Annotated in this window: 15 protein-coding genes; 10 read left to right on the forward strand and 5 right to left on the reverse strand. The window is 57.9% G+C overall.

All coding sequences use genetic code 11. The features are described from left to right. Nucleotides 1-123: 123 nt before the first annotated feature. Nucleotides 124-885, reverse strand: a complete 762-nt coding sequence (locus tag ACFQY0_RS15365; protein WP_379714034.1) for a hypothetical protein — start codon at nt 883-885, stop codon at nt 124-126. A gap of 13 nt (nt 886-898) precedes the next feature. After that, nucleotides 899-4,420, reverse strand: a complete 3,522-nt coding sequence (locus ACFQY0_RS15370) for a hypothetical protein (protein ID WP_379714037.1) — start codon at nt 4,418-4,420, stop codon at nt 899-901. 249 nt (nt 4,421-4,669) lie between these two features. On the opposite strand from ACFQY0_RS15370, the gene ACFQY0_RS15375 reads away from it, so the two are divergent. The 10 genes from ACFQY0_RS15375 (at nt 4,670) to ACFQY0_RS15420 (ending at nt 21,730) form a co-directional block, all read left to right on the forward strand. Next, the gene (locus ACFQY0_RS15375; protein ID WP_379714040.1) at nt 4,670-5,383 is read left to right on the forward strand and encodes a peroxiredoxin-like family protein; all 714 of its coding nucleotides are present in this window, start codon (nt 4,670-4,672) and stop codon (nt 5,381-5,383) included. Nucleotides 5,384-5,451: 68 nt separating this feature from the next. After that, nucleotides 5,452-6,021 carry a L,D-transpeptidase family protein gene (locus ACFQY0_RS15380; RefSeq protein WP_379714042.1) on the forward strand — a complete coding sequence of 190 codons (570 nt, stop codon included), beginning with the start codon at nt 5,452-5,454 and terminating at the stop codon, nt 6,019-6,021. A 144-nt stretch (nt 6,022-6,165) separates the two neighbouring features. Continuing rightward, the gene (locus ACFQY0_RS15385) at nt 6,166-6,633 is read left to right on the forward strand and encodes an ecotin (protein WP_379714044.1); all 468 of its coding nucleotides are present in this window, start codon (nt 6,166-6,168) and stop codon (nt 6,631-6,633) included. Between the two features lie 101 nt (nt 6,634-6,734). Beyond that, the gene (locus ACFQY0_RS15390; protein ID WP_379714047.1) at nt 6,735-7,850 is read left to right on the forward strand and encodes a fatty acid desaturase; all 1,116 of its coding nucleotides are present in this window, start codon (nt 6,735-6,737) and stop codon (nt 7,848-7,850) included. Nucleotides 7,851-8,202: 352 nt separating this feature from the next. After that, the gene (locus ACFQY0_RS15395) at nt 8,203-9,579 is read left to right on the forward strand and encodes a sigma-54-dependent transcriptional regulator (RefSeq protein WP_379714049.1); all 1,377 of its coding nucleotides are present in this window, start codon (nt 8,203-8,205) and stop codon (nt 9,577-9,579) included. Nucleotides 9,580-9,692: 113 nt separating this feature from the next. Further along, the gene (locus ACFQY0_RS15400) at nt 9,693-12,293 is read left to right on the forward strand and encodes a tetratricopeptide repeat protein (RefSeq protein ID WP_379714051.1); all 2,601 of its coding nucleotides are present in this window, start codon (nt 9,693-9,695) and stop codon (nt 12,291-12,293) included. A 286-nt stretch (nt 12,294-12,579) separates the two neighbouring features. After that, complete coding sequence (locus ACFQY0_RS15405; protein WP_379714053.1) at nt 12,580-14,661, forward strand: carbohydrate binding domain-containing protein; 2,082 nt, start codon at nt 12,580-12,582, stop codon at nt 14,659-14,661. A gap of 196 nt (nt 14,662-14,857) precedes the next feature. Further along, nucleotides 14,858-16,477: an FG-GAP repeat domain-containing protein gene (locus ACFQY0_RS15410; protein WP_379714055.1), complete on the forward strand. Its 1,620-nt coding sequence runs from the start codon at nt 14,858-14,860 to the stop codon at nt 16,475-16,477. Nucleotides 16,478-16,589: 112 nt separating this feature from the next. Beyond that, a complete protein-coding gene (locus ACFQY0_RS15415) occupies nt 16,590-20,558 on the forward strand; it encodes a lamin tail domain-containing protein (RefSeq protein ID WP_379714057.1) in 3,969 nt (1,322 codons plus the stop codon). 101 nt (nt 20,559-20,659) lie between these two features. Next, on the forward strand, nt 20,660-21,730 hold the full coding sequence (locus tag ACFQY0_RS15420) for a pyridoxal-phosphate-dependent aminotransferase family protein (RefSeq protein ID WP_379714060.1): 1,071 nt from the start codon (nt 20,660-20,662) through the stop codon (nt 21,728-21,730). 275 nt (nt 21,731-22,005) lie between these two features. Here ACFQY0_RS15420 and ACFQY0_RS15425 read toward each other — a convergent pair whose 3' ends face one another. The 3 genes from ACFQY0_RS15425 to ACFQY0_RS15435 are packed head-to-tail and all read right to left on the reverse strand — an operon-like array spanning nt 22,006 to nt 24,950. After that, the gene (locus ACFQY0_RS15425; RefSeq protein WP_379714062.1) at nt 22,006-23,295 is read right to left on the reverse strand and encodes an aminopeptidase P N-terminal domain-containing protein; all 1,290 of its coding nucleotides are present in this window, start codon (nt 23,293-23,295) and stop codon (nt 22,006-22,008) included. Nucleotides 23,296-23,347: 52 nt separating this feature from the next. Next, a complete protein-coding gene (locus ACFQY0_RS15430; RefSeq protein ID WP_379714065.1) occupies nt 23,348-24,202 on the reverse strand; it encodes an NAD(+)/NADH kinase in 855 nt (284 codons plus the stop codon). Between the two features lie 19 nt (nt 24,203-24,221). After that, nucleotides 24,222-24,950, reverse strand: a complete 729-nt coding sequence (locus ACFQY0_RS15435) for a TlyA family RNA methyltransferase (protein ID WP_379714068.1) — start codon at nt 24,948-24,950, stop codon at nt 24,222-24,224. Nucleotides 24,951-25,135: the final 185 nt, after the last annotated feature.

Raw genomic sequence — 25,135 nt, forward strand, 5'->3', positions numbered from 1 at the left:
TTCAGCCAAAAGTCGGACTTTTTCGGAGACGGCCATGGGCGAATGACACTTCATACCCGCTTCCCTTCCAGCACTTTTCCTCTGGACGGAGGCCCAACAGAACCAAGCTCCAATCCTCTCCGGTTACGGATTCACCGCCTTCACCCGAATCACCTCGATCCCCAGCGGACTGCGCGGTTTTTCGCCATCGGCGCGATAAAAGACCACGATGCTGTGCTGGCCCGGGCCTTGTTCGAGCGACCTCGAAATCAAACGCTGCAAGCCATTGCCTTTCGCTAAACCGACCTGAAAACCAATCGGCTTGTCGGGACTCAGCGGACGCATCACCGGACGAAGTGGCGGCAGGGCGATCCGTTCCGAGTTGTAGACCACCGCCAGCGGTCCCGGCGCGACATTCACCATGCTCGCCTTGCCTGGAGGAAGATTCGCGGGAATCACCAAGGAGGATGGCTTGTCCCAGGTGTTGTCCTTCTGACCCCGCCACATCACCACGATGAAGTCGCCACTTTCCGGCGGTTGAAGGCGATGCCACGGCTCGCTTTCCTGGCCGGCCTCGGGCACTCGGAAAAGCAAAGGACTTCCTCCGCCCGGCACGGTCACCGGCGCACTGATGCTGCCAATCCGCAACCGCAAGGAACCGCTCGCCTCATCCTTCCCCTCGGACGAAGCCACCGATACCTCAAGCGCCACCGGCGGCAAACTCCCGGGAGGCGCGGGCAACTGATAGCGCACCCCATCGCGAATCTCCTGACGAAATGGCGGCTCTTCTCCGACCGTCAGCAGGCGCATCTGGCGCGGCGGTGTCTTCACCGGCTTCGCCTCCTCCTCGGCACGGAGGACGAGCGCCGCAGCAAGCAACAAGAGCAACGATAAGCGAAAACGCATGCAACGGAATGAATCAGACTTCATCGGGGCGCAACCAGCGGAATCGAGTCATGATGAAACGTCGGCCAAAATCTCCCGCCTCGCCCGGGTTCTCGGGATTCAATCCGGTGTGATCAGGGTTTAGTGGCTGAGGCGTTCGTTGCACGATCGCCTCACACCAGGCTCGAGCCAATACCTTGCCCGACAGCGTCGAGCTTTCCCCGTAAGCCCGGATCACGAAGCTGTCCGACCGCGCCGTCAACACCGGGGCCAGCACCTGCAGCACATCTCCCTGCGTCAGGTATCCCGGCGCCCCCCAGGCCTTGCTGTTAGGTTTGAGCGTCTGTTCAAGTCGTGTGGCGTCGCGAATGTTGTCGGGGTGTCTGTAGTCACCGAGCGACTTCTCATTATCGAGCGGGTAGCCAGCATCGAATACCGCATTGAGACCCGCCCTGTCGATTGCAGCCTGCAGCGCCCCCGCATGCGAAGTTTCGTCGTCACTGAGCCGACGATTCACGAAATCCGACATGGAAAGGAAAGGCCCGCGAATTTTCACTTCCTCGACCACGGCCTCGGCCAAACTCGTGACCTCGTCGTCACTGAGCATTCGGAATGCCGACCAGACATTACCCTGGCCGTCGGCCCCTACTCCGCGGTCAACGCCATCAAAGCGATTGAGCAACCTCACCATCGGTGTGCCTTTCCCGTCACCCACATCACGAGTCGCAGAGAGCATCGCCTTCCATGCTTCGACACTTGTTGAATTCACATTGAAGGCTCCATCGACTGCCAGGTGATAAGCGGCCCGATGATAGTCGGAGAGATCCTCCGTTGTGACCCTCCTGGACGCTCCAGGAGCCAGCACCATGCGACCATTGGGAAGCGGGTACTTCATCGGGTCATCGACAAACCTGGCCTTCCTCTCCGGATCCCCACTCGACAGGAAGAAGCGATCCCACAGGGCATGATTCAATTCATAGGAAAGATCGTAAACCAGGAGATCCTTACCTGGCACGTCTTGCAGCAAGGCACGTGCGGTATCCGCCCAGTCACTCTTCGAAGCCGATCTTTCCCGATCGTTGGACCAGCCAATCACATCAGGGTGAAACCCGGCCGCCTCTTCCTCCGCGGCTGAGGCCGATGGCGGAACGGTGCGCGCGGAATGTTCGAGGCCAAGCCGCGGGTCGATCAGCGAATTCCCGATGGCAAACGAAGGGTGCCAAATGAATTCCGAGACCTGCGCATTCTGAAGCTGGCCCAGCGAAATCACACCCGTTTCCACTCGAGGAAGTTCGAATAGCACGTGATCACCCTGGCTTTCCTGAGGGGGCCCGAAGGGATTCCCATGATATCGCCCCTTTCGGAAGACCGGCTCCTGAGATCCCCAACTCACCGCATTGTCCGGCAAGTCACGAGTGTAGAGACCAAAGAACCATGGTCCGCCACCCGATCCCACACTAGCCAGCTTCCCGGCGATATTTTCCCATGGTGAACGCACCGAAAATGCCGCGCGCGGGTTCCAGTTGGCAAAGAAGGCTTCTTCAAAAACCTGCTCTTCGTTCGACAATCCACCGGCGTTGAGAATATTCGAGTAATGCTCATCAAACCACCTCAGGCGAATGCCCTCCCGAGTTCTCGGGTCCGGTTCAAGTGTCGGCCGGGGATCATCCCGATCAAGCAGCTCAATGTCCATCTTGCGCGAGTCGTCCCAAGCAATTCGGGGTTCCTTCCCGGCGCCATACTGAAGGGATGAGGAGATATACGACAGTTGCGGCAGTGCGTCGAAACGCTCGAAAGTCACCGGCTCGCTCCCCTCCAGCTTCTTCACCACCACTCGTGTATCATCACTCTGGTTGATCACGCCATTGCCACCATTCGACCAGTAAGGCGTCGGAGCATACCAGAACTGCACCGGGCGATAATTGATGCCACGAAGCGATGATCCCGAAACATAAAAACTTCGTGAAGGGTCCGGCGCCGTCGTGCAACTCAGCCGATTGTTCGACAAATCGTAACTACCAGGCTTATAGTAGCTGAGACCATCGTATTCCGCGGCATATTCAGGGGAGAAGACAAGGCACTCGCCGGGCCCGAATGTCGTGGCCGGGACCGTGAAATAATACGAACCCATGTAGGGATCCTTGTAACCCTCGTCACTGAAGATCCCCAGGCCTTCTCCGACAAATGAAGTACTACGTCCACCTTCAAAGGAAAGCCACTGGCTGCGCGAACGAAACACGACACCTCCTGACTGACTGTAGTGCTCGTTCTCCGTCCACATTTCCCATCGGCCGTTCCCCTGAATCATTACGATCATGTCTTCCGAACCGAGCTCGACGTTGTAGGGATTCCAGACCACCACCCGGGGATAGAGATGAGTTCGCATCTGAAAGCCTGATGTGGGTGAATCCGATAGCTTGAAGGTACTGACCTGCACAAAATTCGAAGCCTCCACGACAATGGGCTTCAGACTGGACCCTGCGTTTCCATCGAGAACGACCGGTTGCTCGTTGCATAGCGCAAATGCCTCACTCGAACCCGCCTTCCCTGAATCCGTCAGGGGACCGTAGGCCGCGACCTCCATGCCGGAAAACGGAACCACCTTTGTTGCCCAATCCCGGAGTAACCCGAACCTCGGACCCGCAAGATTCCATCGACTCTGCTCCCCCCCATCGATCATCGAATCCGTGTCACTCAGCCCCGCCACTCCACGCAACCTGGGCACCGTTCCATGGCTTTCGAAATAGGCGCTCAGATCGCTCTTCAGCCCTCCCCGGCTCACATCGGTCAGCAGGCCCTGCGAAGCGGTGGTGAAATCATGAAAATTCCTACGCGACCACTCGCGTCCTTCATTTCCCAACAAGGAGAGCGAGTGGGTGCTGAGCAGCGCAGTCACTCGGTCATCTGGAATATCAATCCCATCACCGATCACCTCCGCCTCCGCATGCTGAGCCGCCATCAATCGGAAATGAGCGTCACTCGCCTGTCCGGGAGTCACCTTCTCGTCCGCGAAGCGGTCAGGTGAAGAGACATTTGCCCGAACCCCCAAATCCCCGGTCCACCACGCCATGGCCCCTTTTCGACCATCCATTTCTCCGATACCGACCAGCGGCACCCGCACAAAAGAATCCCTCGTCGCCACCGATCCATCACCTACCAGCTCCACCGAATCGCTTTCCGCGAGCGACACTCTTGGATCTCCCTCTCCACTGACCAGCCATTTCCGAACCCGATTCTTCGCATCCCAGCCTTGTTCATTCCGATGATCCAGAAGGCTGCCACTCTGAGGATCGCGCGACCAGATCGAGGATCCATCGGAATTCCGGGTCGACCACGTCCCCGTCCAATGCGGATCCTCCCCGAGCGCGAGGATTCCCGAAGTCGCCGACACCCTCTGATCCGGACCGAGTTCGAGCTGGAGCTGGCCGATTGCCTGCATCAGAGCCATCCGCGCGTTGGCCCTCGCCGCCGCCAGATCGTGACCCGTGCTCGAGCGCCGGAGTTCGATGACCGAGAGGCTCATCAGTCCGATCAGGATCATGACCAGCAGGGACATCACCAGGACACAGGCGACCAAGGCAAACCCGCGCTTACGCGGGGGCCGGAGGAGACTGATCCTGGCAGCCGATTGCACGCCGACTCCATACAACTGCAAGGCCCTGATGGCCAAACCTTTCAGAGCCCCATGAAGTCACCGAAGCCTGAACCTCCCCGGACGAGGCCCCGTATTTTCCACGATCCATTCGCAAAAATCGGAATATCTGCCATCTTTCGTCATCCTAGAAGCCGCCAATAGGCACCACCTATGATGAAACCATCCCTACTCAGCCTGCTCCTCCTCGGTCCCGCCCTCATGGCTGCCGAACCTAGTCTTCAATCTCAGCTCGAAGCCCGCTCCGCAGAATCCGCGAAAAAAGGCGATCCTGCCGTGCGCAGCGAATACGCCAAGGGAATCGAAGCGGTCGCCGCCTCCGGAATCGTGGATAAAGCAAAAAATGTCGGGGATAAGGCCCCGGATTTCACGCTCAAGAATGCCACCGGCAAGGAGGTTTCCCTCAAATCGCTTCTCAAGGACGGACCGGTCGTGCTGACCTGGTATCGCGGCGGATGGTGCCCCTACTGCAATATTGCGATGGCCGCACTTCAGAAGGAGCTTCCGGAAATCAAGAAGGCCGGTGCCCAATTGGTCGCCCTGAGCCCGGAACTCCCTGATAAAACCCTGACTACCAGCGAGAAAAATCACCTCGAATTTGAAGTGCTCAGCGACACCAACCACGGCGTTGCCGACGACTATGGCATCGTCTTCGAGCTCACCCCGAAGGTCCGCGAACTCTACAAAAGCAAGTTCGACCTCACGGAATTCAACGGCAAGGACGCCGGCGACGGTAAACTTCCACTCGCCGCCACCTACATCATCGATACCGATGGCACGATCCGCTGGGCCTTTCTCGACGCCGACTATCGCAAGCGCGCTGAACCTTCGGATATCGTCGATTTTCTCAATGAAATGGCCGAATAGCCGAAAACTATCGACAGCAGGCCTCTGACCCCGTTCCCATTCCCACGCCTAAGCGGCACTGCTGTCCCATGTCCTCCCGCCTCTCCATCCGGTTCATCCTGGCCGCCAGCCTGCTCGCTGGTGCCGTGACATCCTGCACCACGCGCTCGCCAGCGCCGCCCCCAAAGGCGCAACGCACCCTGTATGAGTGGCACGATGATCACGGACCTGGAGAGGTCAAGGTACGCATCAACCTTACGTCCCAGCGGGCCTTCTACACACGCGGAGACCGCCCGATCGGCTGGTCCTTCGTGGCGACAGGCAAGGAAGGACACGGCACTCCGACCGGCACCTACTCGATCACCGAGAAAGTCGTCGATAAGTATTCCAATGCCTACGGTTGGATCGAGGACGAGTTCGGAAATGTGGTCAATGGCGATGCAAAGCCAAGCACCCCGGTTCCGCCCGGATGCGTCTACGTCCCGGCCCCCATGCCCTATTGGATGCGGCTCACCAACTACGGCATCGGCATGCACGCCGGCGTGATCCCCGAGCCCGGTGAACCGGCTTCCCATGGCTGCATTCGGCTGCCGAAACCACTCGCGCCGATCCTCCACGATGCAGTGGTCATCGGCACACCGGTAATCATCGAACGCTAGCCCCCGTTTCCTTTCGGAGGCGCATCGAATCCCGTGGCGCCGCGGTTGATTTGGTGGTATTAAGGTCCAGCTCGGATCGATCATGGGAATCTTCGCGACACTCCCGCGGGATGACCACGAGCGAATCCACCTTGTTTCCAACTCATGAACCGTCTGATTCCCATCGTCTTTTCCCTGTTGATCCCCAGCTTGCAGGCAGCCGAGCCCATCGAAGCCTACCCGCCGGCGGAAGAAGGGATGACCCGCCACGTCCTGAATCTTCCCAAAGAAAAGGATGAATCGCTCTTCAAGGTTGAGCTCATTTTGGGCAAAACCATCGAAATCGATTCCGCCAATCGGTATTTTTTTGGTGGAAAGCTTGAGACCAAGACCATTGAAGGCTGGGGCTATTCCTACCACATTTTGCCCGAAATCGGTCCGATGGCGGGAACCCTGATGGCGGTTCCGCCTAATTTGCCTAAAGCCAAGCGATTCATTGCAATCGGTGGCGAACCCTACCTGATCCGCTATAACAGCAAGCTCCCGGTTGTAATTTATGCCCCGAAAGATGTCGAAGTACGCTACCGTTTGTGGCGAAGCGACAGCGAAAGCAGCCTCATCCCCGAAGGATGAAATCGGGCAAGCACCGCAAATACACGATCATCCAAAAATTTCCCCGAGGTTGACCTCGGCCTGATTTCTGACTAACCACCCGCGCCACTACCAAGTCTATGATGCCTAAAATCCCCAAGCGAGTCGACTGGATCAACACCGTCTTCCTCCTGGCAATCTGCCTGATTGCCATCATCGGTGCCCCTCTCTACCTCTGGAAATACGACCTTCACCCCGTGCTCATCGGCATGACGGTGTTCTATCTTATCGCCACCGGCATGAGCATCACGCTCGGCTACCACCGTCTTTTCTCTCACCTCTCGTTCAAGGCCAAATGGCCGGTTCGTTTCTTCACCCTCGTTTTCGGTGCCTGCGCTTTCGAAAACTCCGCGCTCAACTGGTGCTCCGATCACCGTCGCCACCACAAGCACACCGACCACGAAGACGATCCCTACGACATCTCGCAGGGGTTCTTCTGGGCACACATCGGCTGGATTCTCTTCAAGAGAACTCCCGAGCCCCCACTCGATAACGTCGCTGACCTGCGCAAGGACAAGCTCGTCATGTGGCAGCACAAGTGGGACAAGCTCATTGCCCTGACCGTCGGCCTGCTGCTCCCCACCGTGATCGGCTACTTTCTGGCAGGTTGGGAAGGCGCTCTCGGAGGCTTTCTGATCGTCGGCACGCTCCGCGTCTTCATCGTCCAGCAGTGCACCTTCTTCATCAATTCGCTCTGCCACACCATCGGTGAGCAGCCTTACTCGACCCGTTGCAGCGCCCGTGACTCCTTCGTGATGTCGCTCGTCACCTACGGCGAAGGCTACCACAACTACCACCACGAGTTTCAGCACGACTACCGCAATGGCGTGAAGCCATGGAACTTCGACCCCACCAAGTGGGCCATCTGGACACTCTCGAAGCTCGGCCTCGTCTCGAACCTCCGTCGCGTCCCCCACTCGCGCATTGTCATGGCGGAAATGACCGAAGCCCGCCGCCGTGCTGAAGCCGAATTGGAGCGCGTCGCCGCCTCCGATGACGCCGCTTGGCGCGAGTCCGCCACCGAAGCCCTCAACGAGCTTCTCGAAAAGCTCGCTGCCAGCTACCACGAACTCGAGACCGCCCTCGCCGACAAGGTTGAGCTTTCGAAGAAAGCGCTTTCCCGCTGGCAAGGTGACACCCGTGAATTCCTCGGCCATCTCGCCGAAATTCGCGCACGCCGCCTGCCGTCCTTCGCCTGACCCGGCGAATTCCCCTTCCCATGCCGGCCCCGCACCCGCGAGGCCGGCATTTTTTTACCCAGCAGAGCCACCAAGCGTGCCAGCATCACCTCGGCCGCGGAAAAGCTCGATCCATCGCGCCGATGGTCCGACAGCCGAACTTGGCGCCAAGTCTGGCTCATCCGCCATTTCCGTACCAGATGCGGCCGAGCTCGACGGCCGCCGCCACCCGGCGGACCTATGCACTGACATTTCCACCGATTCTTTGCTGAACCGAGACCACCTTGGATCCGGATATCACGCTCTCGCCACACTGCCCGCCTAGCCGCTTGCTTTCGTGGCTCAACCACCCCACTCTCCCGCGCTCGCACCCATGGACTCTACTGAAGGCCAAACGATTCTGCTCGTTGACCCGGACCACGATTATCTCGAGTGGGCCACGAAGCATCTTTCTGCTGAAGACTTGCGGATCCTCCGCTGCGATCAGGCCGACAAGGCGATCAAAGTCGTCGAGAAGGCCACCATCGATCTGGTCATCGCCGATATGTCACTGCAGCCCTTTGACGGACTTGAGCTTCTCTCGCGAATCCGTCAGACCGCTCCCAATACCCTGGTCATTCTAACAACAGGCTTCCCGAGCACCGGTCAGGTCATCGAAGCCACTCAACAGGGCGCGCACGACGTGATGCGCAAGGAGTCGCTGGCCTTCGAACTGCGACCGGTTGTCGAAAGCGCCCTTCAACTCGCAGGCGAACGCCGCGATGCCGACCATACCGATCCGGAAGTCCAGCAACTGGACGGACGGGTGAAAATCATCGGCGTGTCACGTGCGCTCCAGGATGTTTTCAAAGTCGTCGGTCGTGTCGCCCGCTCGGATGCGCCCGTTCTAATCTTCGGTGAGTCGGGCACCGGCAAGGAGCTCGTCGCCCAGGCCGTTCACGAGTATTCCCCGCGTCGGCAACAGGAATTTCTCGCCATCAACTGTGGCGCCATCCCCGAAAATCTTCTCGAAAGCGAACTCTTCGGCCACGAGAAAGGCGCCTTTACCGGAGCCATCGCCAAACGCGCCGGACGTTTCGAACAAGCCGATGGCGGCACCCTTTTCCTCGATGAAATCGGCGATATGCCGCTATCCGTTCAGGTGAAGTTGCTGCGGGTTCTTCAAGATGGCACCTTCTCCCGCGTCGGATCGAACGAGACGCAGAAGGCCGATGCACGAATCGTTGCAGCGACAAACAAGAACCTGGCCGAAGAAGTCGCTGCCGGACGCTTCCGCGAAGACCTCTACTACCGACTCAACGTCGTGGAAGTGAAGCTTCCCGCCCTCCGGGAGCGCCCTGAAGACATTCCGCTTCTCGCGGAGTACTTCCTTCAGCGCATCACTCGCAAGAATGGCATGGCGCGCATCAAGCTTTCCGGCGAAGCCGTCACGGCCCTGCAAGCCCACCGTTGGCCCGGCAACGTCCGGGAACTGGAGAATACGATTGCCCGGGCATGCGCCCTGGCCTCTTCGAACGTGCTCCTCCCCACGGACATCCCTCTGGCCACCGCCCCGGGCGCATCGCGCAAGTCGCTGAAAGCCGCCATCGATACCCTGCTCGATGCCATGCCGGCTGGCAATGGCCACCGCTGGATCAACGAAGAGATCTGCTCGCGCACCCTTGAGAAAAACGATGGCGACCTCAAGCAAGCGTCCATCGCACTTGGCATCAGCACGGCCGAGTTCCGAAGCCAACTCCGCAAATCCTAGATCCAGCCAATCCCGCTAATCGAATTCCCGGCAAAAGCTCACAGGCAACTTGCCCGTCATCTCATCGCAGTTTAAGGTTTAGCGTTCCGGCATTTCATCGCTATTCTTCCGCCATGTTTCGACGCGCCGTCTTCCTCATCGCCATGATACCCATGGCGGAGGTTACGGGTGCCGCTTCGAAATTGGACGAAATCCCCGCCTACTCTCTGGGAATCGATGCCCTCTCCGGACAACTGTGGGACGTCGCAGCCGCCCGTTTTCAGGATGCGCTGGGTGAAAAAGACCTCGAAGCTCCGCAAAAGCAGGATCTTCTTCTTCGCTTGGCCGAAGCTCAGATTCGCGGGGGCAAGTCCGAAGCGGCTATCAAGACCCTCTCCGATCCGACACTCGCTGAGAATCCCGCGGTGCCATTCTGGACCGGACAGGCGCTGGCTGCGACGGGCCGCTTCTCCGAGGCGATCGAGTCCTTGAAGTCGGGTGCCACCGATGCCAAGTCCCCCCATCGCCGCGAGGCCCTGTTGACCCAGGCCGAACTGGAACGCGCCATTGGCGACACCGAAGGAGCGCTCGCCACTGTCGACGTTTTGTTGAAAAGCGATTCCCGGTCGATTCCCGCCCGTCTTCTGAAGGCCAGCCTGCTGCTCGACCAAGGCCTCGCCGATGAAGCCCTCAAGATGATCCCGGCCGATTCCAATCTGGATGACAAGACGGCCGCTGAAGCGAAATTTCTCCGCGCTCAGTCCCTGCTCGCCACCAAGAAATACGAGGACGCCCTGGCGATTTTCAATGCCCTGATCGAGTCTCCCAAAGGTCAGACGCTCGATCGCTACCACGCTGCCATTCTCAGTCGGGCCCGTACCCGGCTGGACCTCGGAGCCACCGCGGTCGCTGCTGACGGGCTCCTCGCCTTTATCCAGCAGAATCCGAAGTCCCCCCGTCTCGACGAAGCTTTCGATCTGCTCATGGAGTGCGTTCCGGAACAACCCACACCCAACGATGCCATACTAACACGTATCCGGGAATGGATCCCGAAAGTCCGTCTAACATCGCCAGCCATTCCTTCATCCAGTGAGCGAGCCGCCGCGAGCTGGCCATTCGTCGAGCCGGACCGGAACCCACTGGCCCCCGAGGCGATGTTCCACCTCGCGCTCGGGCTGAGGCGCGAGAATTCGATCGACTCGCGTGCCGCAGCGCGCCGCATGCTCAATCGCCTGCGACTTGAGTATCCGAAGCACCCGCTGATCCCACGTGTGATGCTCGAAGCCGGGCGCTGGGATCTCGAGGATGGTCGCAGGGAACAGGCCGCCTCCCATTTCGCGGCGCTCATCAACCTTCCGAACGTCCCACCCGAGCTGCGGGCACAGGGGCTCACCCTCGAGGGCACTGCACGTTTCAAGGAAAAGAATTTCGAAGGTGCCGCAGAACTTTTCACCCAAGCCGCGAGCTTGCTGGAAAACGAACAGCGCAATACCGCACGCCTCAACGCCGCAACCTCGCTCCTCTCGAGCGGCAGCCTCGCCGCATTCGAGGAGCTTAGCAGCGAAGTGGAAAACTCCGACCTTCAGGACCAACTCGACCTCGAGCGGGCTCTTTTCCTCGCATCGAAGCGTGATCCCGCCGCACTTCCGGCGCTGCGCGCCTTCGTCGAGCAACATCCAGAGCACCCAAGACTTCCGGAAACGAGGCTGAATGCAGCCTTGGCAGCACTCGATGCCATCCCTCCGGACGTCGAGTTCGCCCAACAGCAACTTGACGCCATTTCGAAGAAAACACGCCTGACCCTGCCCCCCGACCAGTTGGCACTTGCCGAGATCCATCTCCACAATCAACTCGGCGAATGGGCCGAAGCGGCCGAGCGCGCAAAGACCTACCTCAAGGAACACAAAGCGAGTCCGATGCGGCACTCGATTCAGTTCGAGCAAGGCAAGGCGCTCTTCCAAAACAAGGACTACAATGCCGCCCGACTTGTCCTGGAGAAACTCGCTCTGGAGGCTCCGGACTCCCCCCAGGCGGCTGCCGCCCTACTCCTTTCGGCACGCGCCGCCGCCGAGGGCGCAACGCCCCAGTCCCAGACGGAAAGCATCAATCTCTTCAACAAGCTGATCGAGTCGAACTCCCCTTTTGCCGATGTCGCCCGTCTCGAAAAGGCCGACATGCTGATTCACCGACTCTCACGCCTGGAAGACGCGATCCAGACTCTTGACCCGTGGTTCAAGAAGATGAAAAAGGACGACCCCTTGCTCTTGAGCGTCGGCCTTCTCCTCGGCGAAGCTCTTTTCGCCAGTGCTGAAAACAACACCGAGGTCCTCGTGCAAGCCCTCGCCGTCTATGACCGCCTGCTGGAGGAGCTCCCCAAGGATTCTCCCAGCCGCTCAAGCATCCTCTACCGCAAAGGCATGACTCTCGAGCGCTTCGAAATCCGTGAAGATGAAGCATTGGATTGCTACGTCGGCGTCGTTCAGGTCGCCGGCGATAGCTCGCGAACCGATTGGAAATCGGTCGAGTTGTGCGGCTTCAGCGCATTGCGGATTCTTGAGAAACGCGAACAATGGGCTGCCGCGAAAAAATTTGCCGAACGCATCGCGGACCTCAAAGGCCCGCGCTCCCAGGAGGCTGCGGATCGCGCCAAAGACATCGGCCTTGAGCACATGATCTGGGACGACCAGATCAACAGCGACCAAGAAAATCCAGCGGTCGAAAAGCAGGAGAACTGAGATCGCTGATCCCACACTCATTGGGAACTAAAGGTCCGGACGATAGAGGAGCCTCCATAGCGCCAGTCATGGCTCGCGCACCCGCTGCGTCGGAAGGCCGGGCGATCCCGTTCTAGTAGCCTGGATTTCACCTCGGACGATTTTTTTGGCGACAATCGCCAACTTTCTGCTCGATCTTTTTGCACTTCTGTCAGACAACTTTACATCCCCCTAGAACCCGAGCCTCTCGCGCGATTTCCCGACGAGCCGGAGAATTCAAAACCCGATAAAAAGAACCAAAACCCCTATGAAAATGAAACTGATGACGCTTCTGGCGTCGCTCACGCTGGTTTTGCCGGCAATGGCCCAAACGACGGTGATCGGAGGGGACATCAATAACGGCAACCTGGAAACACCCCTTGACTCGGCCCCTTTCCTGCCACCGGGCGGCTTGCTCACCAATGAACAGGACCACACGACCGGATCTGGCATGTCGCTCAAAATCGATCTTACGGCGAACAATGGAGCGGGCCAATGGAAAGGCTGGGCAGACAACGGGGCGAACGGGATCGAAGCCGACGTAGTTCCAGGCCAAACGGTCAGTGCCGGATTCTGGGTCTATGTCCCCTCGGAGACCACCTTCGGCGAGGGAAAAGGAGACGGTTCCACCGTCGGGCCCAACAAAATCGTCCAATACATCGAATTGTACAATCCCACTACCGATACCTGGACAGGGCTTAACTTCAGCAATCTCAATCTCGATACACTCACAACGAGAGACGCCTGGGTGAAATACACCATGCCTCCAGTAACCGTCGAATCACAATATACCAAGATTCGCACCAGAGCATGGAACCTCACTACCAACAGCCATGTAAACGGCAAGGAAGCATTCACCCCCGGGGGCGATCCTGAAAACAAGGCCGAACCCTCAGACTGGGAAGCTGCCGGATACAGTGGGGCCATCTACCTCGATGACATTTCACTGGTTGTGAGCGATCCGCCCCCGCCGGGCATCGGGATTGAAGGCAACGTCAGGAATGGCAATATTGAAGCGCTTGAGCTCACGCCCTTCGGAGCCCGGCCCTATCAATCGGCCTCCACCGAATTCAACCACACCCCCGGCGGCAGCAAATCGCTCGCCATCCACCTTGGTGGCGAGGGCGGGAACCAGCAGTGGAAGGGAATCACAGCCGGCAGCAACGTCACCTTACTCGTCAACCAGGGCGAGGTCATTGAACAGTCGGTGTGGGTTTACGTTCCTAGCGGAACGGTCTGGCCTACTGATCCAACCTGCCAGCTTCTGTTTCGAGTGAACAGCAACACCAGCTCGGAAGCCACCGGCATCAACACCAACCTGAAAACCCTGCCACAAGGAGAATGGAACCTCGTCACCTTCGACAGACCCGTGGAAGCGGGTGAGACACAAGTGACCACGAGTAAATGGTACATTACGGTGGGCGGAAGCGGAGGTGTGGACGTCGAGCAATTCAACGGGATTAACATCTATCTCGATGACTTCACTCTAACATCCAAGGTTCAGCCGCCGCCACCACCCCTTGAGATCGTCGTTGGCCCTGGAATAAACAATGGCGACATGGAGGCTGACACGCTTTCCCCGTTCAATACCGCTGGTGGAACCCGATCGACCGTCCAGAACCATACTCCCGACGGGACCAGCTCTCTCGCCATTGATCTCACGGCGAACAATAGTAACGGTCAATGGAAGGGCATCATCCCGGGTGGAATCAATGCCCGTCTGGCAAGTGACCTCGATACCGTCAACATGACAGCATGGGTTTATATCCCCGCATCAACAAGCTTTGGTCCAACAGCGAGTCTCAACCTTGAGCTTCGGACAAACCCGGGCAGCCTATACACTGCCGGAGCTCCTACCTTCAATCTGACCACTGCGGTCCGTGACACATGGATCAAGGTTGAAGCGCTGGGACTTCCGGTCGCCGAAGGAGCCACCCAAATCAGCCTCGGGAACTGGAACCTCGCCACCGTCGCCATGGTCGGTGCCAATGGAGACATCCCCGCAACCTCGGCCACTCCCGCCGACTGGCAGGCCGCTGGCTACAGTGGCTCGATCTTCATCGACGACGTCCAGGTTGAACTGATTCATCCGCAGGGACCTGACATTGTCGTCAACTCGATCGCATATGACGATTCAACGGGCGATGTCACCATCGAATACAGTTCGAAGGTGGGCCCCATCGATGTCTGGAAAAACATCCAGGGTGACCTCAATCCCGCCAACTTCGAAGTATGGGATCAGGATATTGATGGAGGAATCTACGTTGATACCTATGTCGACATCCCAGGCGAGCCAAGAGCGTTCTACGTGCTCGTTTCAGCGGGTGAAGAGCCTTATCCCGAACCATGATTTAGGATCGGAAATCCACCGGCCGCCTGCGTCCAATCGGGAGACCAGGCGGCCTTCTTCAGTCATCCTGACTCGGCGCCGGGAATTTTTGATTCAACCCTCCCTCGCCTCGGTTTACTGACAGGATCTATCCTGAAACCCGATGAACCCGCAGAGGAATTGCCCATTTCCCAAGATCCCTCGGACATGGCTGGTAATGACCAAACTTGCCATCACGATCGGCATCCTTGCGATTTCATCCTGTCAGGAGAAACCCGATTCCGATCGGGCCGGGCCTGCAGACCCGCCACTTTCTGTCCTGGATCTCGTCAAGCCAGCGCCGCGGCCACTTCACCCCAGCAGCAGCGACCCGGCCACGAGGGCGGTGCAGGTCCACTGCTCACGCTGCCACGCGCTGCCCGACCCTACCCAGCTCACCCGAAAACTATGGATCAACAAGGTCCTCCCGGAAATGGGTTGTTACCTGGGAATGCAGCAGCTCATCCCACAGTACGCGTCTTTCATTGAAAAGGGAGGCACCCCTGAGGAGGCCAAGCTTTACAGGGATCGCGGGATCTACCCCACCACGGCACTCATCCCGCAAGAGGAATGGGACTTGATCGTCGGATGGTTTCTCCAAAACAGCCCGGAAACCCTTCCGCCCAGCAACAACTTCCCTCAGCCTCCGCTCCCAGACGGCAAGTTCGAGATTGCCTTCGTCGGGCCGAAGAACCCGGTTCCAGAAACGACACTTATTCATATCGACCCCATCAGGCAGCAGTTCATCAGTTCAGATGCTGCTTCTAACAGCCTTGCACTCCACGATTCCTCCGGTCGGCAACTTGCCATCGCCAACGGACCGAGCCCCTTCACCGTCGCGAATACTCCCGCCCACTCTCCCACTCAACAGTTTCTCGCCATCGGCACTCTCCAGCCCAATGATGCGATGAATGGTTCCGTTTGGAGCAATCCGGGAAGCGACAGTTTCAGCGACATCAAGATCTCTTCGCTTCCTTTGCTGAAACGACCAGTCGATGCCGTTTGGCACGACCTCGATCACGATGGCAGTGAAGAGCTCATCGTGGCCGAATACGGCAACAAGACCGGTCAGCTCAGTCTGTTCAAAGAGGTGAACCAGGGTTCGTGGAGTCGAACCATCCTCAACCATAGCTCAGGCAACATCCGGGTCGAGGTCGTTGACATGAACAAGGACGGCTGGGAAGACCTCGTCGTCTTACGCGCCCAGGAATTTGAAGACGTCCTGATCTACTACAATACCGGCCAGCTCAAATTTCACGAATCTCATCTGTTGCGCTTTCCTCCCTACTGGGGAAACAATGATTTCGACCTCGCCGATTGGAACCAGGATGGTCACCTCGACCTGCTTCTCGCGAATGGCGATAACGCCGACAGCACCCCGGTTCTCAAGAATTTCCACGGTGTCTACCTTTACCTGAACGACAGGAAAGGCGGCTTCCAGTTCAACCAATCATTTCCTCTACATGGAGCATATGGAGTTCGCTCACTCGACTATGATCTCGATGGCGACCTTGATTTTGTCACCTTCTCAACGTTTCCCGATTTCGAGAAGGATCAGATTCCCGTCCAGATCATGGAACAGACCAGCCACCTGAAATTCAAAACTTACTCAATTCCCTCATCCAACAACTCCCGCTGGATCGTCATGGATGTCGGAGATCTCGATGGCGATGGAGACATGGACATCATCTTCGGCGCGAACCTGCCCAGTCCATCATCAGTCCCCCAATATCTCCGCGATCGGGCAGAACTGCTTCCTGGTGCATTTCTCGTTCTGAAAAACCTCGCCAGACGGTAGTGATGCCCTACCCAGACAGACTCAGACTTGCGATAAGTTGGTGGATTTCGAATGGTCAGCCATTCATCTCCATTGATCACTGAACGACAAACTCTAAAGAACCATCTGTGATTTGAAACCTTGGAAAACCTCCCGACTTCCCGCCGCAGAGTTCGTTCTTGCAACGCTCTGTCTGCTTCCCGCGATGCCCAACCTCGCCACCGCGGAAGTTAGAATCACAGAATTCCTGGCATCCAATGACGAGGGACTCAAAGATGAGGACGGCGAGCGATCTGACTGGATCGAAATCCATAACAGTGGAGCCTCGTCCGTTGATCTCGACGGATGGAAACTAACCGACAATTCGTCGAATTTAGGAAAATGGAGCTTCCCCTCCATCAACATCCCCTCCAACGGTCGAATTCTCGTCTTCGCTTCAGGCAAGGATCGAGGGCTTCCCGGTCTTCCGCTGCATACCAACTTCTCTCTCAGCAAAAACGGCGAATATCTTGCGCTGATAAAAAGCGACGGCACCACCATTGCGACGGAATTCAGCCCCTCCTATCCCATTCAGGCCAACGACGTTTCCTTCGGACATGCCGAAGGAGTGACAAGCGAAACCGTGGTCAGCCTCGAGACACCTGCCAGCGTCGGCATCCCGAGTCATCTCTCTCAGTTCAATTCCCAGTTCACTGGGTGGAATACCCACATCAATGGTGCCTTCAATGGAAGTGCCTGGAGCCCCATCACTCTGGGGGTCGGCTACGAAACGGATAACGGAAGCTATGGCAAGTTGATTGGTTCGGGCGGCGACATCGAAGAGAAGATGTTCATGGTCAATGCATCCGCCTTCATCCGCATCCCATTCCATGTCGCTGATGTCGGCGAGGTCACGGCGGCTTCGCTTACGATGCGCTGGGACGATGGCTTCACTGCCTATCTCAATGGACAAGTCATTGCTTCGGACCGAGCACCCACGACAGCGAGCTGGAATTCGACGTCCACGGACTACCGAAACGACGCCCTGAATAGCGAACAGATCCAGTTCCACATCGATCTCAAAACGTCCCCACTTGTCGAGGGGCTCAATCTTCTGGCCATTCAAGGATTCAATCAAGCCAGCAACAGCTCTGACTTTCTGATCCAACCTGAGCTCGTTCTTTCCCGCACGACCGGCATTACGAACGATCTGGTCTATTTTCCCACTCCGACTCCCGGAACTGCCAATGGCCTGGGAGAGAACGCACTCGCCCCGATCTTCGGAGAGGTCACCGACAGAGCCCCCCAACCACCGACGGGAAACGCTGAAAGCCCCCCGCTCACCCTGACAGCTGAAGTGCGTGACGGCACGCACAGAATTGAATCTGTTAGAGTCTTCCATCGAAGGATGTTCGCTGAGGAGATCAGTATCGTCATGAAAGACGACGGCATGGGTGTCGACTCGGTCGCCAATGACAAGATCTTCTCCGCTGCCATTCCCACCTCGCAGATTGAAGAAGGAGAGATGCTTCGCTGGAGATTCGAAACCTACGACGTCAGTGGCAACTCTAGAAGCTCACCTTCATTTCTCGACCCACTCGACAGCGACAAATACTACGGAACTGTCGCCACCGATCCGGATATCGCCACTGCCAATCTGCCGGTCATTCAAACTTTCGTAGAAGACGAAGTGGCCGTCGACACGCGTGCCGGAGGACGGGTGTCGCTCTACTATCTCGGACGTTTCTACGACAACATTCAAATGGATCTTCATGGGCAGTCGACCGCCGGCCCCTCTTTTCCCAAAAAGAGCCATGATCTCGACTTCAACAATGGAAATCGTTTCACGTGGAAAGAGGGTGAAGCGAAGGTCAAAGATGTCAATTTCCTCACCAACTTCGCCGACAAAAGCAGAATCCGCAACAGCCTGACCTATGAACTCTATCAGCTAACGGGGGCCGGCTACCACTTCGCCGTTCCCGTCAGGGTCGAACGCAATGGCCAGTTTCATGGAGTGATGGATATGGTGGAGGACGGCGACGATCGATTCCTTGAAAGACTGGGACTCGATCCGGAAGGATCCCTCTACAAGATTTACGACAGGTTGGTTGATCCGAATGCCTCGGCAAAAAAGACACGCAAAGAGGAAGGAACCCAGGATCTCCAAGACTTCATCGACAGCTTGTCTTCTTCCCTTTCCCTCACCCAACTCCGCAGAAACGCCTACGATAACATCGACATCGCGGCCACGATCAACCATCTCGTTGCCAATCAGATCATCGCCGTTTCGGATACCGGACCCAAAAATTACTATCTTTACCGCGACACCGAAGGATCCGGCGAGTGGAGACCGCTTCCGTGGGATGTCGATCTATCAATGGGTCGGCGCTGGACGGCGGACCACCAATATTTCGATGATCAGCTTTACGTCAATTACACCACTTATAACAACAATCCGCTTTTCACTCTGATCAACACCGCTCCGGAGTTTAAGGAAATGTTCGTGCGCCGGTTTGAATCCCTGCGGCGTCAGATCTTTCAATCCGCCTCCCCTCCTCAGGCAAATGACTGGTTCCGCAGCAAGGTGATTGCCAGTGAGTCCGCGATCAATCCTCCGGGGACGACATCGGACATCGATCTTGATTTTGCCAAATGGGGTTCGTGGGGAGACAATCTCTGGTCCACAGGATCCGCGGCCCGGATCTACAACGAGTGGCTTCCACGCCATCGCAAGCTCATTTTTGGAGACGACAAGCTGCTTGGCTTATCCATCCCATCAACGCAACCCGCTGCTCCCGACATCGTCATCAGCTCAGTGGACGAGAATCCTGCTTCAGGATCTCAGGAGGAGGAATATGTGATCATTAGGAATAATTCCGGCGATACGGTCGACCTCTCCGGCTGGACCTTGAGTGGTGCCATCGAATACACTTTTCCCGCTGGAAGTGTGATCCTTGCGGGAAATGGCCAAAGCGTATCGAACTACAGGGGCCTGATTCACGTCGCCAGGAATTCCGCCGCGTTCAGAGCCCGATCAAGTGGCCCGAAAGGCAACGAGTTCCGCTATGTGCAGGGCCCCTACTCCGGACAGCTTTCCGCACGCGGAGAAACTCTGACACTTCGCAATGAGGCCGGTGCTTTCATTGACGACTTCACGATCACCCCGAATCCGACACCCGCTCAGCAATATCTTCGGGTAAGCGAAATTCAGTACCATCCCAGCAACCCGACACCCGGCGAGTTGTCAGTCGATCCCGCGCTTGATGATTCGGATTTCGAGTTCATCGAACTGATCAACATCGGCCCGTCGTCGCTGGTTCTCGATGGCGCCTCATTCATCGAAGGCATTGACTTCACTTTCCCCACTGGAATCACGCTCGCCTCGGGGTCCCGCATTGTTGTAGCCAACAACCCCAGCGCTCTGGCAATCCGCTATCCGAGCATTCCGGTTCCGGTGTTAGGCCCTTTTCTCGGGCAACTCGACAACGCCGGGGAGCGTCTTCAACTCATCGACAAGGTTGGAGAGAACATCCTCGATTTCGAATACTCCGATGACTGGTATCCACCATCCGATGGAGAGGGCGCCTCACTCGTCCTGCGCGATACCTCCATTCCCTACAACGACTTCGACAAGCCATCTTCCTGGGGCAGCAGCCCGGAAGGCGCCGGCAGTCCCGGGGAACCCGGCACCGGCTACCTGATCCACTTCAATGGCTGGCAGGCTGAACACTATCAAGCCGCCGCGCAACTGCCCGGGCAACCCGGTCACCCCGATGCCGACGACGACAACGACGGCTGGTCCCTTTGGTATGAATACGCGCTCGGCATGGATCCGGACGTCTTCGATCCCCCGCTGTTCAAGCCAGAGACCATCGGCAGCGGATCATCAGCCAAATTTGGCATCCGCTACTCACGCCGCCCGAGAACCTCCGATGTGAACATTGAACTGCTCGCCTCCGGCAATCTCACGCGGCCCACTCCGCTCGACCATGCCGTGGAGGCCGATTTGCAAAGCGTCAGTCCCGACAGGGAATCCCTGCTTTTGCACGACCCAAGCAGCATGTCATCGGCTCCGAGCAAATTTTACCACCTCAGGATCCGGCCGGACGCTTCCGATCCCTGAGGCACCGCGAGGGGGTGGGGCGAAGTTGCGGGACCGTCAAATCCACCAAGATTTCCCAATTTCCCATTTTCAATCCGTCCATTCCCCCCTATTTCCCGCGCATGTCCTCACCAAAACTTTTTGCACCCGGCCCGGTCGACGTTTCCCCTGAGACCTTCGCCGCCATGTCCCACACCATGATCGGCCACCGTGGCAAGGACTTCGAGGAACTCTACGCATCGCTCCAGCCTGGCCTTCAGGCCATCTTCGGCACCGAGCGCCCGGTCTTCATCTCCACATCATCCGCTTGGGGAGTCATGGAAGGCGCGCTCAAGAATCTCGTCCGCAAAAAGGTCCTCTGCCTCTGCTGCGGAGCTTTCTCCGACAAGTGGCTCGATGTTGCCAGAAAGATGGGCTACGAGGCCGACTCCATCCAGGTCGAGTGGGGCGAAGCCATCGATCCCGCCGCCGTGAAGGCCAAGCTTGAAGAAGGCGGCTTCGATACCGTCACCTTCATCCACTCCGAGACCTCGACCGGTGTGCTTAATGACCTCGAAGGCGTTGCCAAGGTCGTGAAATCCTTCCCGGACACGATGCTCATCGTTGACACCGTCTCCTCGCTTTCGACCGTGCCGATCAACATGGATGCAATCGGTGCCGACGTCATTCTTGCCGGTGTGCAGAAAGCCTTCGCGCTTCCTCCCGGCCTCGCCCTGTTTGCCGTTTCCGAAGCCGGCATGGCCCGCGCCAAAGAGATCCCGAATCGCGGCTACTACTTTGATTTCTTCGAGTTCGCCAAGAACGCCGAGAAGAACAACACCCCGTCGACCCCCTCGATTTCGATCCTCTTCGGTTTGCAGTACATGCTCGGCGAGATTGAGAAGGAAGGTCTCGAGAACCGCTTTGCCCGTCATGCCAAAACCAACGCCATGATCCACGCATGGGGTGCCAGGCACGGCTTCGAACTCTTCGCACCCGAAGGCCGTCGCTCGACCGCCCTCACCTGCTTCGCCACCCCGGAAGACTTCGACCTTTCGACCTTCATCAAGGATCTCAAGTCGAAGTACAACTTCCTCATCAACGGCGGTTACGGCAAAATCAAAGGCAGCACCTTCCGCATCTCCAACATGGGCAACGAAACCGAAGCCACCATGCAGGAACTCATCGATGCGATGGATGACGTGCTGGGTTGATTTGGAGTGCGGTGGCAGAGCCCTGTAGGGGCGTCGACACCGCTTTGCGAGCCAGCATTTCACAGCTCTTCTCAAACCAGATTCGGCTGATGCTCAAGCCTCAGCCCATCTGGAAATTTCCCGTCTTCCATCGGCGGCCCAGATAAAAACGGCCCACACCGAGCGGCACCGACACCAGTTGCAGCTTGGAGATTTGCTACTTTTCCGGTGGCCCGTAAAGCGGTGTCGACGTTCGAAGACTCACGTTGCCACCGCAGTCCAGAGCCTCCGGCCCATCACGCATTCATCAGCTCCTCGATCTCATCGACCTCGATCGGGATGTTCGCCATCAGGTCGAAATTTGAGTCTTTTCCCACGACCACATCGTTCTCCAGCCGGACGCCGAGTCCCTCTTCGCGGATGTAAATTCCGGGCTCCACCGTGAACACCATGCCTTCCGCAAAGGGTTCGTGCGGCGGGGCCACATCATGCACGTCGAGCCCCATGTGATGGGAGGTGCCATGCATGAAGTATTTCCTCACCAGAGCCTTTTCCGGCCCCTGCTCCCGCGCAGCTTTGGCATCAATCAGCCCCAGCCCCACCAGCTCCCCTTCCATCAATTCGATGACTTGCTTCTGATACTCCATCGGCGTGTTCCCCGGCCGAAGGATCTCATTCGCCCCACGGAATACGCGAAGCACGGCGTTATAGACGGCACGCTGACGATCGGTAAAACGGCCATTCACCGGCACTGTCCGCGTCAGATCCGAGGCCCAGCCGCCATACTCGGCCGCCACATCCATCAGCAGCATTTCACCATCCTGGCATACGCAGTGGTTCTCCAAGTAGTGCAACACACAAGCATTCTTTCCCGAGCCGATGATCGGGGTGTAGGCAAAGCCCCGCGAACCCCGACGAAGAAACTCGTGCATCAACTCCGCCTCGATCTCCCACTCACCCACACCCGGCTTGATGAAGCCCAGCGTGCGACGGAATCCAGCTTCCGTAATATCACAAGCCTTCTGGATGAACTTGATCTCCTCGGCATCCTTCGTGATCCGCAGACGATGCATCAGGGGGGCGAGCCGCTCGTAACGATGGAGCGGATATCTCGCCTGACAGCTCTTGATGAAGCGGTCGTTCGCCGTCTCGACCACCACCGCAGCGCGCAGATGCTCATTGGTCGCCAGATAGATATGTTCCACTTGCGGAACCAGCCGATGAAGCCAGCCTTCGAATCCACTCACCCACTCCACCCGCTCGATCCCCGTGTGCTCCTTCGCCTGCTCCTTGCTGAGCTTCTCGCCCTCCCACACGGCGATGTGCTCGCTCGTTTCCTTGACAAAAAGGATCTCCCGCTCCTTTGGGTCCACCGCATCCGGCATCAGCACCAGCACCGTTTCCTCCTGATCGACTCCTGTTAGATAAAACAGATCCGCGTTCTGTTTGAAGGGCATCGCTCCATCGGCATTCGTCGGATAGATGTCGTTCGCCTTGACGATGACGATGCTGTTCGGCTTCAGCAGGTCTCTCAGGCGTTCACGGTTGCGGACAAAAAATTGCGGATCAATCGGCTCGTAGCGCATAGCCGATTCCACCCGATCCCCTCTTGCCCGGCAAACCCAATCGGGCTGCAATTCAGCCTCCCCGCCAATTCAGCTTCTGCCTCAGCGCGGCATAGAACGAACGTCCATCCAGCCTCACCAAATTCAATTCCTGGGGTGCCTTCCTGACTTCCACCCGATCCCTCGCCACGATCTCAATACAATCCCGGCCATCAACCGTGAAAAGCATCGGTCCCTCAGAGGTATCATCCGGCGAAAGCTCGATCACGGCCTCATCGTCCACAATCAGCGATCGCTGACTCAGCGTATGCGGACAAATCGGCGTGATCACGAAAACCTCCGCAGAGGGACTGATCAGCGGTCCTCCGGCGGATAGCGAATAGGCCGTCGAACCGGTCGGAGTCGCCACGATGATGCCGTCCGCGCGGTAGTGGTTGAGCAATTCCCCACTCACCGAGGCACTCAGTGAAACCAGGCGACCCGTCTGCCCGCGAGCGAGCACCACTTCATTCAGAGCCATGAAATCCCGCGGCTCACGACCTTCACGGATCACCCGTGCCGAAAGCAAGGTCCTCCGGCTCGTCGAATAGGTCCCTTCTTTGAGTGCCGCTGCGAAGGACTCGATCTCATCGTCCGTGCAGCTTGTTAGAAAGCCCAGCGTTCCGATATTGATCCCCGCGATCGGCTTTGATGTGCCCCCAAGCCGCGCCATCGCATTGAGCATCGTCCCATCACCCCCGAGCACCGCGAACATATCCGCCGTCTCTGCCAGCTCCAGTCCGCCAAGCCCGTCGCTGCGACCGATCAAATCCGCGGTCGCCTTTTCGTAGACCTGTTCCATTCCGCTCGTCTCCAGCACATCACCGAGACGCTTCAGCGCGGCTTTTGCCCCAGGTTTATGGGGATTGGCGACGATACCGACCTTCATGGGTTACGTTCTAACCACATCACCCCAACCATGCAAGGAACTCGCGGTTCCCATCGGTGCCGGTGATCGGAGAATCCACCAGGCCTTTCCATTCGCGACCAAGCTCGTCCACCGCGAAGCGGCGGATTTTTTCCACAGCCCGCTCATGCAGCTCCGGATCCCGAACGATGCCTCCCTTCCCGATATCCTCCCGCTTCAGCTCGAACTGCGGCTTGATCAGCGGCACGATGCTTCCTCCGTCCGCCAGCACTCCGAAGGCCGCCGGCAGGATCTTGGTCAGCGAGATAAAGGACACATCAATCACGATCAGCGCCACTTTCTCGCCAATGTCCGCCTCCACCATATTCCGGGCGTTGAACTTTTCCTTCACCACCACCCGCGGGTCGCTGCGGATTTTCCACGCCAGTTGATTTGTCCCCACATCAACCGCATGGACCCGCTCCGCCCCCTGCTGAAGCATGCAGTCCGTGAATCCACCGGTCGACGCGCCGATGTCCAAACAGACCAGCCCCGCCGGCGAAATCCCGAAGGCCTCCAGCGCCCCCTCGATCTTGAATCCCCCGCGCCCCACGAACTTCGGTTTCTCCTTCACCTCCAACGGCGTGTCCTCCGGGACCTTGGTCGATGGCTTGTCGATCATCCGATCGCCACTCCGCACCTCCCCCGCCAGCACCAGCCGTTTCGCCTGCTCACGAGTCTCACAAAGCCCCCGAGCCACTAAAAGCACATCCACCCGCTCCTTCTTCACACCGCCGAGTATCCCGACTCGATGCCATTCGTCCAGTGCTGAGACGACTGGAGGAGAGACCTCAGGAGTGCTTCCCGCCTTTGGGGGCAGGATTCAGGGGCTAGGGGTCAGAAAGGCAGTTTGACGCTACCGCGTTGCCTCTTGCTTTTTGTCTTTCTGATCCCTGCCCCCTAGATCCTGTACCC

The organism is Haloferula chungangensis (assembly GCF_042664875.1).
GTDB lineage: Bacteria > Verrucomicrobiota > Verrucomicrobiia > Verrucomicrobiales > Akkermansiaceae > Haloferula > Haloferula chungangensis.